Here is a 13,898-nt window from a genome sequence, read left to right on the forward strand (position 1 = left end):
CCGATGAGCACCGAGGACCTGGACCGGTTCGAGGCCGACGCCGAGCTGGCGCTGTACCGCGAGTACCGCGACGTCGTGAAGATCTTCAAGTACGTCGTCGAGACCGATCGACGTTTCTACCTCTGCAACGCGGTCGACGTGAAGGTCCGCTCCGAGACCGGCGACGCGTACTTCGAGGTCACGCTCACCGACGCCTGGGTCTGGGACATCTACCGCCCGGCCCGTTTCGCCAAGCAGGTCAAGGTGCTGACGTTCAAGGACGTCAACGTCGAGGAGCTGCAGGACTCCGACTTCAAGGTGCCGCCGGGCTCGGACTGAGCCGTGGCCTCCTGACCTCCTCGTCGTCCAGGATGGGCCCATGGAGCCCCAGGACCCTGTGCCGCCGCGGTCGCCCGGACGGCGCCTCTGGTGGCTCGTCGGTGGTGCGGTCGCCGTCCCCGTGATCGTGATCGCCACCTTGGCCGTCACCCTCGTGCTGGTTCTCCGGCCCACCGAGGAGGATCGGGTCATCGAGGCGTACGCGGCGCACAACGACGCGCTGAACGCGGCCGACTGCGCCACGTACGAGTCCCTGCTGATGCCGGAGGATGTCGCGTTCTACGAGGAGAACGACCTGTCGTGCGACGACTGGTCGGCCGCGCAGGTCGGCGCGCTCTCGCGCCTGGAGTTCAGTTACGTGGCGCTCGGGGTCGAGATCGACGGCGACCATGCGACGCTGCGGGCCGAGGAGCGCTACCGACCCCTCGACACGGTGACGGGCGAGCGGGCCAGCGAGCCCGAGACGTTCCTCGAGATCCATCGATGGGTGCGGTACGACGGCACCTGGCGCTTCGTGGAGTACTTCCCGGACTGATCCCGGTCCACAGGGCCCAGGCGTCCACAGCCGGGCGTCGACCTCTCGCCCGACGACGTCGGCGCGACGACGCTCGTGGTCATGACCTACGCGCGCAACCAGGCCCTCGGGGCCTACGGCGAACGCATCGCCGCCGACCACCTCGTGGCCTCGGGCCTCGTGATCCTCGACCGCAACTGGACCTGCCGCTTCGGTGAGATCGATCTGGTCGCCCGCGACGGCACCACTCTCGTGATCGTCGAGGTCAAGACCCGCAGCAGCACCAGGTACGGCGGGCCCTTCGAGGCCGTCACGACGCACAAGGCCACCCGTCTACGGCGACTCGCCACGGCCTGGCTCGAGGCGCACGACGTGCACCCGAGCGCCGTCCGCATCGACGTCGTCAGCGTCGTCGTGCCGCGCACGGGCCCGGCCGAGGTCGACCGCATCCGGGGCGTGGCCTGATGTCCGGACGCGTCGTGTCGGTCACGCTCGACGGCCTGACCGGTCGCGCGATCGAGGTCGAGGCTGACGTCGTGGGCGGCCTGCCGGGCACGGTCATCGTGGGCCTGCCCGACGCCACGGTCAACGAGGCCCGCGACCGCTGCAAGTCCGCCGTCGTGAACTCCGGGGCGCCCTGGCCCGACCAGCGCCTCACGATCAACCTCGCACCGTCGACCCTGCCCAAGTCCGGATCGCACTACGACCTCGCGATCGCGATGGCGGTGCTCTCGGCACAGAAGGCCGTCCCGGCCGAGGCGCTCACCGGAACCGCGTTCGTGGGCGAGCTGGCCCTCGACGGTCGCCTCCGGGCGGTGCCCGGGGTCCTGCCGGCCACCTTGGCCGCCGCGGAGGCGGGCTGCACCCACGTCGTGGTCCCCGAGGTCAACGTCCCGGAGGCCGAGCTGGTCGAGGGCATCGTCGTCACGGGGGTGCGGTCGCTGCGACACCTCGTGGCCCTGATCACGGGCGACGAGGTGCCCGACGACCCGCCGGTGCCCCCGATCGAGCCGCCTGCCGTGGCGCCGTGGGGCTCGGCCGCACGCCTGTCCGGGCTCGACCTCGCTGACGTGGCCGGCCACGAGGACGTGCGGCTGGCGGTCCTGGTGGCGGCGGTCGGTGGGCACCACCTGTCGATGGTCGGACCTCCGGGCGTCGGCAAGACGATGCTCGCGCAACGCCTCCCGGGCCTGCTGCCCGACTTGGAACGACAGGACGCGATCGAGGTCAGCGCGGTGCACTCGGTCGCCGGCATGCTCCCCGCCGACGTGCCGCTGCTCAGCCGGCCACCGTTCCTCGACCCCCACCACACCGCCAGCGCCGCCGCGATCGTCGGCGGCGGCAGTCGGCAGGTGCGGCCCGGGGCCATGAGCCTGGCGCACCGAGGGGTCCTGTTCCTCGACGAGGCGCCGGAGTTCGCCGTCAACGTCCTCGAGGCGCTGCGGCAGCCGCTCGAGAGCGGGCGCATCGTCGTGGCGCGATCGGCCCGCACCGTGGTCTATCCCGCGCGGTTCCAGCTCGTCATGGCCGCCAATCCGTGCCCGTGCGGTCAGGCGGCCACCCTCGATGCGTCCTGCCGCTGCACCCCGGCGATGCGCCGCCGCTACGGCGAGCGGATCTCCGGTCCCATCCGTGACCGCATCGACATCCGGCGCACGCTCGTCTCGCCCACCCGACCGGAGCTCGCCGCCACCGTGTCCGCGGGGCGGGGCTCGGTCGAGCTGGCGCACCGCGTGCGTGAGGCGCGAAGCCGCCAGGCGCACCGGTTCGTCGGCACCCCGTGGCGCACCAATGCCGACGTGCCGGGCACCGAGCTGCGCAAGGCCTGGCCCGTCGCCGACGACGCCCGGCTGCTGCTCGACCGGCAGCTCCATGCCGACAAGCTCAACCCGCGCAGCGCCGACCGCGTCCTGCGGCTGGCCTGGAGCGTCGCGGACCTCCACGGTCACGACGTCCCCGACGCCGACGACGTCCGCACGGCGCTGAGCCTGCGGTCCGACCTGCCGCTCGACGCGGCGATGCGCGCCCTGGTGGCGGCATGAGTCGGGAGTCGACGGACCGTGACCGCCTGGTCATGTCCGTCGCCACCGAGCCACTGGACGCCACGGCCCGGGAGCTCGTGGCCACCCACGGACTCGCGGCAGTGGCGGGAGCATGTCGAGGCGAGTCGGGTGCCCCCGAGGTGCCGGAGACCTGGGTCGAGCGTGCGGCACTCGGTCCGGTCGACGAGGTTCTGGAGGCCGGCGCCGCTGCCGGCGCGCGGTGGCTCACCCCTGCGAGTCCGGGGTGGCCGGCGGCGCTCGACGACCTGGCAGGCGTCGACGACCACGGCGCGGCACCGTGGGGCGTCTGGGTCAGGGGGTGCGGGCCCCTGGAGGTCGATCGGGCCGTCTCGGTCGTGGGAGCCCGGGCCTGCACGACCTACGGCGCCGAGGTCGCCGGTGATCTCGGCGCCGATCTCGCCGACCGTGGCTGGACCGTGGTGAGCGGCGCGGCGTTCGGCATCGATGCCTGCGCGCACCGTGGGGCGCTCGCCGTCGCGGGGCGCACCGTCGCTGTCCTGGCGTGCGGGGTCGACGTCGCGTACCCGCAGGCGCACGCGTCACTGCTCGACCGCATCGCGGAGGAGGGGTGGATCGTGGCCGAGCACCCGCCGGGCGCGAAGCCCCACCGGCACCGCTTCCTGACCCGCAACCGGCTGATCGCAGCCCTGGGCGCCGGCACCGTGGTCGTGGAGGCCGCGCCGCGCAGCGGGTCGCTCAACACCCTGCGGTGGGCCGACCGGCTGGGTCGGTCCTCGATGGCGGTCCCCGGGTCGGTGCTCTCGCAGCAGTCCGGCGGCGCGCACCGTGCCGTCCGCGAGGGCGAGGCCGTGCTGGTCACGTCGGCCGACGACGTGGCCGAGGAGCTCGACGGCCTGGGGTGGGTCGACTCCGGAAGCTCGCAGGTCCTGACCGACGCCTCCCGTCGTCTCCACGGCCAGCTGCCGCGTGACGGAGGAGTGACGGTGGGCGAGCTCGTGGTGCTCCTCGACGCCCCGTTGCGCCACGTCCGCGCGGGGTTGGCCCTGCTGGAGCGGCGCGGTCACGCCCGGCGCGCCGACGGGGGCTGGATCGCCCTGGGGCGACTTCCCGGCTGAGACAGTGGGGGCGTGAGCGAGCACGACGTGGCCTGGGACCGGGTCGTCGACGACTACGAGCGGCACCTCCGGCTTGAGCGGGACCTCACCGAGCACACCGTCCGCGGGTACGTCAGCGACGTCAAGGGGCTCGCCGACCACGCCGAGCGGATGGGCGTCCGGGACCCGGCCGATCTCACGATCCGCACGGTGCGCAGCCACCTCGCGCAGCAGCGGTCACTCGGTCGCGCGCGGTCGACGTTGGCCCGCCGCAGCACCTCCCTGCGGGTCTTCTCGGCCTGGCTCCTCCGCACCGGCCGCGCCCCGACCGATGCCGCCGCACTCCTGGTCTCCCCGGCCGCACGCCGGGACCTGCCGGCCACGCTCAGCGCGAGCGAGGTCCGCGCGGTGCTCGATGCTGCTGGCGAACGCATCGACACCGACGCCGTGACCGGCACCCGCGACCTCGCGATGCTCGAGCTGCTGTACGCCACCGGCATCCGCGTCGGCGAGCTGGTGGGCCTCGACATCGACGACCTCGACCACGCGCGCCGCCTGGTGCGGGTGTTCGGCAAGGGCCGCAAGGAGCGCTCGGTGCCCTTCGGCCTGCCCGCGCAGGACGCCGTGGAGGCCTGGCTGCAGCACGGCAGGCCCCAGGTCGTCACGGGATCGAGCGGTCCTGCCGTGTTCCTCGGTGTCCGAGGCGGACGCATCGACCAGCGCGCCGTGCGGGAGGTCGTGCACCGGCGGCTGGCCGACGTCGACGGGGTGCCCGACCTCGGGCCGCACGGACTCCGGCACACCGCGGCCACCCACCTGCTGGAGGGAGGCGCCGACCTGCGGTCGGTGCAGGAGGTGCTGGGCCACGCCTCGATCGGGACCACCCAGATCTACACGCACGTCAGCAACGAACGACTGCGCGCGGCGTTCCGCCAGGCACACCCACGGGCCTGAGCGCGGGACCGGCGGAGGGTCACAGCAGGGGAGCCGGGTCGACGGCCCTCCCGTGGTCGTGCACCGAGAAGTGCAGGTGGCAGCCCGTCGAGGTGCCGGTGGTGCCGACCCTCGCGACGGTGTCGCCGGCCGCGACCGTGGCCCCGGGAGCCACGCCCGCGGACGACAGATGGCTGTAGGACGTGACCCGGCCTCCGCCGTGGTCGATCTCGACCCGCAGCCCGAACCCGCCGGCGCGGCTGACGCTCGCCACGCGGCCCGCGGCCGCAGCGGTCACGGGTGAACCGCAGGGCGCGCCGAAGTCGATGCCGTCGTGGGCCCGGGGCTCGCCGGTGATCGGGTGGATCCGCAGGCCGAAGCCCGACGTGACCGGGGCCGTGAGGGGCGGTCGCAGCTCGCCGGTGCCCAGCGCCGGCGGTGCGGGCGGTGGACCCTCCGGGCTGATCAGGCGGTAGCGCCCACCGAACATCTCCGCCGGATTGAGGTACGTCTCGCCCTCGATGCGGCCGAGGTGCAGGCAGGCGGCCGCCCCGCAGCCGGCGTGACCCGGCAGCAGCGTGCCGATCACCTGCCCGGCATCGACGCTGCGCCCGACCTCGACGGCAGCCAGGACGGGCTGGTAGGTCGACCGCTCGCTCCCGTGGGAGACCGTCACCACCGGAGTGCCGGCGACCTCCCCGACGAAGGCCACGGTGCCGGCGGCCACCGCCCTCACGGCCTCGCCCGGTGCTCCGGTCAGGTCGATGCCCCGGTGACCCGCGGCGTAGGGGCCCGGGGGAGCGGCGTACGAGCGGTCGATCGTGTGCCCCTCGAGCGGCGAGGACCAGCTGCCGTCGGCGCGCGCCGAGGAGGCTGTGCCGCCCGCGAGCAGCACGAGGACCAGGGTCAGGCAGGCGCGGCCCGCTCGGGCGGCGTGACGAGGGAGGGCAGGACTCATGGATCCACGTCAGTGCACGGGAGCCGCGACCGACACCCCGCACGACGCGCGTGTGGACGGCCGAGCGCTGTGGACGACCTGCCTCGCGCCCCGGAACCCGCGGATTTCGTCCCCTCGGCGCCGTGGCCTAGGATGGTCCGAGCACCTCCTCTGGAGGTGACTTCGCGTGCCGTCATCCGCATCGGCGTCGCTCACGGGCCCGGCCCGCGAGCGCGGCCACCGCGGGCGAGGTCCTGGTCCGTTCCCAGCAACATCGGGTCCGGTGGGCCCCGTCACGGCACCAGGGCGCGGACACGGTGTCCGTGCGTCAACCAGGAACGGGCCGTCGTGCCCAGAAACGAGAGATCACCATGGCCGTCGTGACCATGCGTCAGCTGCTGGAGAGCGGTGTCCACTTCGGACACCAGACTCGCCGCTGGAACCCCAAGATGAAGCGCTTCATCTTCACCGAGCGCAACGGCATCTACATCATCGATCTCCAGCAGTCGCTGGCGTACATCGATGCCGGCTACGAGTTCGTCAAGAACACCGTCGCCCGTGGCGGCACGATCCTGTTCGTCGGCACCAAGCGCCAGGCGCAGGAGCCGATCCAGGAGCAGGCCACCCGTGTGGGCATGCCCTACGTCAACCAGCGGTGGCTCGGCGGCATGCTGACCAACTTCCAGACGATGCACCAGCGCCTCCAGCGCATGAAGGAGCTCGAGGAGATCGACTTCGACCAGGTCGCTGGCTCGGGTCGTACCAAGAAGGAGCTCCTCCAGATGCGCCGCGAGTTCGACAAGCTCTCGCGCACCCTCGGCGGCATCCGCGACATGGCCCGTACCCCGGCCGCACTGTGGATCGTCGACACCAAGAAGGAGCACCTGGCGGTCGACGAGGCCAAGAAGCTCGGCATCCCGATCGTCGCGATCCTCGACACCAACTGCGATCCCGACGAGGTCGACTTCCCGATCCCGGGCAACGACGACGCGATCCGTTCCGTCGCGCTGCTGACGCGGGTCATCGCCGACGCCGTCGCCGAGGGCCTCGTGTCCCGCGGTGGGGCCAAGACCGGTGAGGAGTCGGCCGGCGAGGAGCTCGGAGCCGGCGAGCCGCTGGCCGAGTGGGAGGCCGAGCTGCTCACCACCGACGCCGCTCCGGCCGCTGCCGACGCCGCTCCGGCCGCTGCCGAGGCTGCTCCGGCCGCCGAGGCGCCTGCCGCGGACACTGCCGAGGCTGCTCCGGCTGCTGAGGCGCCTGCCGCCGAGGAGACCCCGGTCGCCGAGGCCGCGCCGGTCGAGACCCCCGCCGAGGAGGCCCCGGCTGCTGCCGAGGCCACCGAGGGCGCGGAGTCGGACGCCGCCACCACCGAGTCCTGATCCAGAGATTCCTCCCCTTCCCAGAATTGAGGTAGCGACACATGGCGATTGCCGCCGCTGATGTCAAGAAGCTCCGTGACGCCACGGGCGCCGGCATGATGGATGCCAAGAAGGCGCTCACCGAGGCCGACGGCGACTTCGAGAAGGCCGTCGAGATCCTCCGGATCACCGGAGCGGCCAAGGCCGCCAAGCGTGGGGCGGAGCGCGAGGCCTCCTCGGGCCTCGTCGCCTCGTCGGGCAACGCGATCGTCGAGCTCAACTCCGAGACCGACTTCGTGGCCAAGAACGAGCAGTTCATCGAGCTGGCCACCAAGCTCGCGGCCACGGCCGACGCGGCACGCCCGGCCGACGCCGCGGCGTTCGCGCAGGTCACGCTCGACGACGGCACCACCGTCGCCGAGGCGATCAGCTCGCTGGCCGCGGTCATCGGCGAGAAGCTCGAGCTCGGTCGCGTCGCGACGTTCGACGGTCAGGTCGCCACGTACCTGCACCGCCGGGCCAGCGACCTGCCGCCCTCGGTCGGCGTGCTGGTCGAGTTCTCCGGCGAGGACGTCGATGCCGCCCGCGGTGCCGCGATGCAGATCGCGGCGATGCGTCCGCGCTTCCTGACCCGTGAGGACGTCCCCGCGGACGTCGTCGCCAAGGAGCGCGAGATCGCCGAGGCCACGGCCCGCGAGGAGGGCAAGCCCGAGCAGGCGATCGTCAAGATCACCGAGGGTCGCGTCAACGGCTTCTTCAAGGACGTCGTCCTGCTGGAGCAGGCGTCGGTCACCGACAACAAGAAGACGGTCAAGACCGTCCTGGACGAGGCCGGCGTCACGCTGACCGGCTTCGCCCACATCGAGATCGGCGCCTGAGGCACCGAGCTCGCTGACGAAGGGCCCCGTGGAGCGATCCGCGGGGCCCTTCGTCATGGCTTTGGTCGTCTCTCCCGCCGCAGGCCCAGCGGCGCCCGTCCGATATCCTCGACGCATGGCCCGCCGCGTACTTCTCAAGCTGTCCGGTGAGGTCTTCGGTGGAGGAGCCATCGGCATCGACCCCGATGTCGTCAACGGCATCGCGGCCCAGGTGGCCGAGGCGGTCCGTGACGGCGTGCAGGTCGCCATCGTGGTCGGTGGTGGCAACTTCTTCCGGGGCGCCGAGCTCAGCCAGCGCGGCATGGATCGCGGACGCGCCGACTACATCGGCATGCTCGGCACCGTCATGAACGCGCTCGCGCTGCAGGACTTCATCGAGAAGCAGGGTGTCGAGACGCGGGTGCAGTCCGCCATCGCGATGTCGCAGGTCGCCGAACCGTACATCCCTCGGCGTGCCGTCCGGCACCTCGAGAAGGGGCGTGTGGTGATCTTCGGCGCGGGTGCCGGGATGCCGTACTTCTCGACCGACACGGTCTCGGCCCAGCGCGCTCTCGAGATCAAGGCCGATGTCGTCCTGATGAGCAAGAACGGCGTCGACGGGGTGTACGACGCCGATCCCCGCACCACCCCTGACGCCCGCAAGTACGACGACGTGACCTTCGCGGAGTCCTTGCAGCGGGGCCTGAAGGTCGTCGACGCGGCCGCGTTCGCCCTGTGCATGGAGAACAAGCTGCCGATGATCGTCTTCGGGATGGAGGGCGAGGGCAACATCGCCCGAGCCCTGCAGGGTGAGAGGATCGGAACGCTGGTCCACGCAGGATCCGGCGCGAACAGTGGCACGACTACAGGAGAAGCACCGTGATCGACCAGACCCTCCGCGAGGCCGACACCAAGATGGGCAAGGCCGTCGAGCACACCCGCGAGGAGTTCGCGGCCATCCGGACCGGTCGCGCGCACCCGGCGATGTTCGCGCAGATCACGGCCGACTACTACGGCACGCCCACGCCGCTGCAGCAGCTCGCCGGCTTCCAGGTGCCGGAGCCGCGCACCGTGATCATCAGTCCCTACGACGTCAGCGCCAAGTCGGCCATCGAGAAGGCCATCCGTGACTCCGACCTCGGCGTCAATCCGTCCGACGACGGCAAGGTGCTCCGTGTGACGCTCCCGGAGCTGACCCAGGATCGCCGCAAGGAGTACATCAAGCTCGCTCGGACCAAGGCCGAGGACGGCAAGGTCGCCGTGCGCGGCGTGCGCCGCAACGCCAAGCAGGCGATGGACAAGGCCGAGAAGGACTCCGAGATCTCCCAGGACGACAACACCGGCGCGGAGAAGCGTCTCGATGCCCTCACCAAGAAGTACGTCGACACGATCGACGAGCTGCTGAAGGGCAAAGAGGCCGAGCTCCTCGAGGTGTGACCTCCTCCATGACCGACTCATCCTCCGAGCCGGCCACCCCCGCCAAGGACCACGGCCGGGCGGGCCGAGACCTGCCAGCGGCGATCGCCGTCGGCGTGACCCTCGCGGCGACCGTCGTCGCCTCCCTGTTCTTCGTCAAGGACCTGTTCGTCGCGGTCGTGATCGTCGCCCTGCTGGTGGGCATGTGGGAGCTCAAGCGGGCGTTCTCGACCGCCGGCATTCGCATCCCGATCCTGCCGGTCGCGTTCGGTGGCACCGCGATGCTCCTGTCGGCGTTCTACACCGACATGGAGGCGGCGGCCTTCGCGATGGCGCTCACGGTCATCGCGACGCTCGTCTGGCGCCTGGCCGACGGGGCCGACGGCTTCGTCCGCGACGTGAGCGCGGGGGTCTTCGTCCTGGCCTACCTGCCGCTCATGGGTGTCTTCGTCCTGCTCCTCCTCGACGAGTCCGACGGCCCGTGGCGCATCGTGGCCTTCATCGTCGCCACGATCGCGTCCGACATCGGCGGCTACATCGCGGGCGTCCTGTTCGGCAAGCACCCGATGGCACCCACGATCAGTCCGAAGAAGTCCTGGGAGGGCTTCACGGGGTCGATGCTGTTCGGCATCGGCGCCGGCGTCGCGGTCGTGGTCCTGGCGCTCGAGGGGGAATGGTGGGCTGGTGTCGTGCTGGGCGCGGCGAGCGTCGTGATGGCCACCTTGGGTGACCTCTCGGAGTCGCTCATCAAGCGCGACATCGGCATCAAGGACATGGGCGACCTGCTCCCGGGCCACGGTGGCCTGATGGACCGGCTCGACTCCCTCATCATGGTCGCGCCCGTCGCGTGGGTCGTGCTGCACTACCTCGTGCCCGTCGCCTAGTCGATCCTCTGGGGCCCGCCCTCCGCTGGTCGAGTGGCTCGTCGATGGACGAGGGCCGTGTCGAGACCCGTGCACGTGACGGCACCCGGTGGCACCGGTCGATGGTGCGGCAGGGCGTGGTTGCTCCTCCCCCCGACACGCGGCGGTAACGCTCGTCGTGCAGGGTGGTCACATGGCGATCAAGGTCGGGCTCGAGCACCGTACGACGTACACGTTCGACCGTCGGGTCCGGCTGAGCCCGCACGTCGTGCGCCTGCGGCCCGCGCCGCACTCGCGCACCCCCGTCGAGGCGTACTCGATGAAGGTCGAGCCGGCGGGCCACTTCGTGAACTGGCAGCAGGACCCGTTCGGCAACTGGTTGGCCCGCCTGGTGTTCCCCGAGCCGGTCGACCACCTCGACGTCACGGTGGGTCTCGTCGCCGATCTCACGGTCATCAATCCGTTCGACTTCTTCGTCGAGGAGTACGCCGAGCGCTTCCCGTTCGCGTACGAGCCCGGCCTGCGCGCCGATCTGGCTCCGTACCTCGCGCCGGTTCTCGAGGCCTCGGGCGACGGCCCCGGACCGGTCGTGTCGGACTGGCGGGCCGGCCTTCCCGCCCTGCCGGAGGACGGCGTGCCGATCGTCGACTTCCTGGTCGGGCTCAACGCGGCCGTCCACCGCGACGTCGAGTACTCGGTGCGCATGGAGCCCGGCGTGCAGACGCCTGACACCACGCTGACCCGGGCGATCGGCTCGTGCCGTGACAGCGCCTGGCTGCTGGTGTCGCTGCTGCGGCAGTACGGCCTCGCGGCCCGCTTCGTGTCGGGCTATCTCGTGCAGCTCGCGACCGATCCCCTGCTCGCGGCGCAGGCGCTCGACGGCCCCACCGGCGCGAAGGAGGACTTCACCGACCTGCACGCGTGGGCCGAGGTCTACGTGCCCGGTGCTGGCTGGATCGGTCTCGACCCCACGTCGGCGCTGTTCGCCGGCGAGGGTCACATCCCGCTGTCGGCGACGCCCGACCCGGCCTCGGCCGCACCCATCACCGGGCTGATGGAGCCGGCCGACGTGTCGTTCTCCTTCGCCAACGTCGTCACCCGGGTGCACGAGGACCCGCGCGTCACGCTGCCGTACACCGACGAGGCCTGGGCCCGCGTCGACGCGCTCGGCGAGGAGATCGACGCTCGACTCATCGCCGACGACGTGCGTCTCACGATGGGTGGCGAGCCGACGTTCGTGTCGATCGACGACGCCACCTCCCCGGAGTGGACCACCGACGCCGACGGCGACGACAAGCGCCGGCTCGCCGGTGAGCTCGCCGGGCGTCTGCGAGAGATCTACGCCGGGGGCGGGCTGGTCCACCGGGGCCAGGGCAAGTGGTACCCGGGGGAGCCGCTGCCGCGCTGGCAGGTCGCCCTCCAGTGGCGCACCGACGGGGAGACGCTCTGGTCGCGGCCCGAGCTCCTGGCCGATCCGTGGAACGACGCCGAGGCGGTCGAGGATGCGCCGGAGCGGGCCGAGCGGCTCGCGAGCGCCTTCGCCGTCGCGCTGGGGCTCGACGCGGACCGGGCGATCGCGGCCTGGGAGGACCCGATCGTGCCGTTCGCCGCTGCCCTGCGGAAGCCCGACGGCGACGCGCCGATCGAGGCGCCCGACCGCATCGACCCGGCGTGGGCCACGGCCCTCGACGCCGGGGTCGGTGAGCCGTCGGGGTGGGTGCTGCCAGTCGTGACGGGTGAGACGTGGTCGAGCCCGCGCTGGACGTTCCGCCGTGGTCGGCTGGTCCTCGCGCCCGGCGACTCGCCGGTGGGGCTGCGACTGCCGCTCGACTCCGTCTCATGGCTGCCACCCGAGCCGTCGGGTGATCCCTCCTACCTGGAGTCGGGCCCGCCGTTGGCGCCCGTGCTGCCGAGCGTCCTGACGATCGAGCCGCACGACGCCCCGCCGACCGCGCTCGCCTTCGAGGGCCGCGACGGCTTCGTGTTCGTGTTCCTGCCGCCCACGGAGCGACTGGACGACTACGTCACGCTCGTCGCGACGCTCGAGAAGGTCGCCGGTGAGCTGGACGTGCCGGTCGTCGTCGAGGGCTACGGCCCGCCGCCGGACTCGCGCCTGACGCAGCTCATCGTGACGCCTGACCCGGGTGTCATCGAGGTCAACCTCCAACCCACCCGCACGTGGGGCGAGCTGCGCGACCTGACCGACACGCTCTACGAGGCCGCCCGCGAGACCCGTCTGGGGACCGAGAAGTTCGACCTCGACGGCTCCCACACCGGCACCGGTGGCGGCAACCACATCACGCTGGGTGGACCGACCCCGGCCGACTCGCCCCTGCTGCGTCGCCCCGACCTGCTCGGCAGCCTGATCCGCTACTGGCAGCGTCACCCCTCCCTCTCGTACCTGTTCTCGGGACGCTTCATCGGGCCCACCAGCCAGGCCCCGCGGTTCGACGAGGGCCGTCCGGAGGCGCTCTACGAGATGGACATCGCGCTCGCCGAGCTCGCGCGGCTCGCCGACCAGGCGCAGCTCGCCCCGGGCGACGACCGCGAGGAGGGGGCTGACGACCGCGACGACGCCGGCGAGGGTGGCCTCCCGGGCCGCCCGTGGCTCGTCGACCGGGTGCTGCGCCACCTCCTGACCGACCTCACCGGCAACACTCATCGCGCCGAGTTCTGCATCGACAAGCTGTACAGCCCCGACTCGTCGCGCGGCCGCCTCGGCCTGCTCGAGCTCCGAGGCTTCGAGATGCCGCCGCACCCGCAGATGGCCATGGTGCAGGCGCTGCTCGTCCGGTCCCTCGTGTCGATGTTCTGGCGCACGCCGGGCGACGACTCCCTCGTGCGCTGGGGCACGTCACTGCACGAGGACTTCCTGCTCCCGCAGGGTGTCGTCGCCGACATCGGCCAGGTCGTCGCCGACCTCCGGTCGGCCGGCATCGCGTTCGAGCAGAGCTGGCTCGACCCGTTCGTCGAGTTCCGCTTCCCGCGGCTGGGCCGCACCCTGGTCGAGGCGCGCGGGTCCCAGGTGGAGATCGAGCTCCGCGCCGCGATCGAGCCCTGGCACGTGCTGGGCGAGGAGGCGACGGGCAGTGGCACCGCCCGGTACGTCGACTCCTCGGTCGAGCGCCTGCAGGTCCTGGTGCGGGGCGTCGACCCCGGCAAGCACCTCGTGACGTGCCAAGGTGTCCCCGTGCCTCTGACGTCGACCGGGACCCCCGGCGAGTACTACGCCGGGGTCCGCTACCGCGCCTGGCAGCCGTGGTCGGCGCTGCACCCGACGATCGAGGTGCACGCCCCGCTCCGGTTCGACCTCGTCGACGCGGAGGCGCAGGTCTCGCTCGGCGGGTGCACCTACCACGTGGTGCACCCCGGTGGCCGCGCGTACGAGAACGCCCCCGTCAACGCCGCCTCGGCCGAGGCGCGGCGGGCGAGCCGCTTCGAGCCGTTCGGTCACACCGCCGGACGCATCGACGTGGCGGCCGCGCGGGAGCGCGGTGCCCAGGCCGCAGCGCCTGAGTACCCCCGCACGCTGGACCTGCGTCGGGCCCCCGTGGCCCGCGACGCGGGTCAGGGGCTCGGCTGAC

General features: G+C 72.1%; 13 protein-coding genes. 12 read left to right on the forward strand and 1 reads right to left on the reverse strand.

Annotated elements, in window-relative coordinates; translation table 11 throughout:
* Positions 1-3 precede the first annotated feature (3 nt).
* From V6S66_RS06785 to V6S66_RS06810, 6 genes are all read left to right on the forward strand, one after another.
* Positions 4-318, forward strand: coding sequence for a DUF2469 domain-containing protein (locus tag V6S66_RS06785; RefSeq protein ID WP_290580645.1), 315 nt, complete (start codon positions 4-6; stop codon positions 316-318).
* Positions 319-358: 40 nt separating this feature from the next.
* Entirely contained in the window at positions 359-853 is a 495-nt protein-coding gene (locus V6S66_RS06790) for a hypothetical protein (protein WP_334205985.1), read from the forward strand.
* An 81-nt stretch (positions 854-934) separates the two neighbouring features.
* Positions 935-1,297 (forward strand): YraN family protein, encoded by a 363-nt coding sequence (locus V6S66_RS06795; protein ID WP_334205986.1) that lies wholly within the window; start codon positions 935-937, stop codon positions 1,295-1,297.
* Positions 1,297-2,874 carry a YifB family Mg chelatase-like AAA ATPase gene (locus V6S66_RS06800; RefSeq protein WP_334205987.1) on the forward strand — a complete coding sequence of 526 codons (1,578 nt, stop codon included), beginning with the start codon at positions 1,297-1,299 and terminating at the stop codon, positions 2,872-2,874. Before V6S66_RS06795 ends, V6S66_RS06800 begins: the two co-directional genes overlap by 1 nt.
* Positions 2,871-3,971, forward strand: a complete 1,101-nt coding sequence (gene dprA / locus V6S66_RS06805) for a DNA-processing protein DprA (protein WP_334205988.1) — start codon at positions 2,871-2,873, stop codon at positions 3,969-3,971. Before V6S66_RS06800 ends, dprA begins: the two co-directional genes overlap by 4 nt.
* 12 nt (positions 3,972-3,983) lie before the next feature.
* The gene (locus V6S66_RS06810) at positions 3,984-4,904 is read left to right on the forward strand and encodes a tyrosine recombinase XerC (protein ID WP_334205989.1); all 921 of its coding nucleotides are present in this window, start codon (positions 3,984-3,986) and stop codon (positions 4,902-4,904) included.
* A 19-nt stretch (positions 4,905-4,923) separates the two neighbouring features.
* Here the strand turns inward: V6S66_RS06810 and V6S66_RS06815 are convergent, their stop codons facing one another.
* Positions 4,924-5,841: a peptidoglycan DD-metalloendopeptidase family protein gene (locus V6S66_RS06815; protein WP_334205990.1), complete on the reverse strand. Its 918-nt coding sequence runs from the start codon at positions 5,839-5,841 to the stop codon at positions 4,924-4,926.
* Between the two features lie 350 nt (positions 5,842-6,191).
* On the opposite strand from V6S66_RS06815, the gene rpsB reads away from it, so the two are divergent.
* From rpsB to V6S66_RS06845, 6 genes are all read left to right on the forward strand, one after another.
* Positions 6,192-7,199, forward strand: coding sequence for a 30S ribosomal protein S2 (gene rpsB, locus V6S66_RS06820; protein WP_334205991.1), 1,008 nt, complete (start codon positions 6,192-6,194; stop codon positions 7,197-7,199).
* Between the two features lie 41 nt (positions 7,200-7,240).
* Positions 7,241-8,056, forward strand: coding sequence for a translation elongation factor Ts (gene tsf, locus V6S66_RS06825; protein WP_334205992.1), 816 nt, complete (start codon positions 7,241-7,243; stop codon positions 8,054-8,056).
* Positions 8,057-8,171: 115 nt separating this feature from the next.
* Complete coding sequence (gene pyrH / locus V6S66_RS06830) at positions 8,172-8,918, forward strand: UMP kinase (protein ID WP_334205993.1); 747 nt, start codon at positions 8,172-8,174, stop codon at positions 8,916-8,918.
* A gap of 32 nt (positions 8,919-8,950) precedes the next feature.
* Entirely contained in the window at positions 8,951-9,472 is a 522-nt protein-coding gene (frr, locus tag V6S66_RS06835; RefSeq protein WP_442885917.1) for a ribosome recycling factor, read from the forward strand.
* A gap of 8 nt (positions 9,473-9,480) precedes the next feature.
* Complete coding sequence (locus tag V6S66_RS06840; protein WP_334205994.1) at positions 9,481-10,335, forward strand: phosphatidate cytidylyltransferase; 855 nt, start codon at positions 9,481-9,483, stop codon at positions 10,333-10,335.
* Between the two features lie 172 nt (positions 10,336-10,507).
* Positions 10,508-13,897: a transglutaminase family protein gene (locus V6S66_RS06845; protein WP_334205995.1), complete on the forward strand. Its 3,390-nt coding sequence runs from the start codon at positions 10,508-10,510 to the stop codon at positions 13,895-13,897.
* The last annotated feature ends 1 nt before the right edge of the window (position 13,898 follow it).

The sequence above is a fragment of the Aeromicrobium sp. Sec7.5 genome, from assembly GCF_036867135.1.
Taxonomy (GTDB): Bacteria; Actinomycetota; Actinomycetes; order Propionibacteriales; family Nocardioidaceae; genus Aeromicrobium.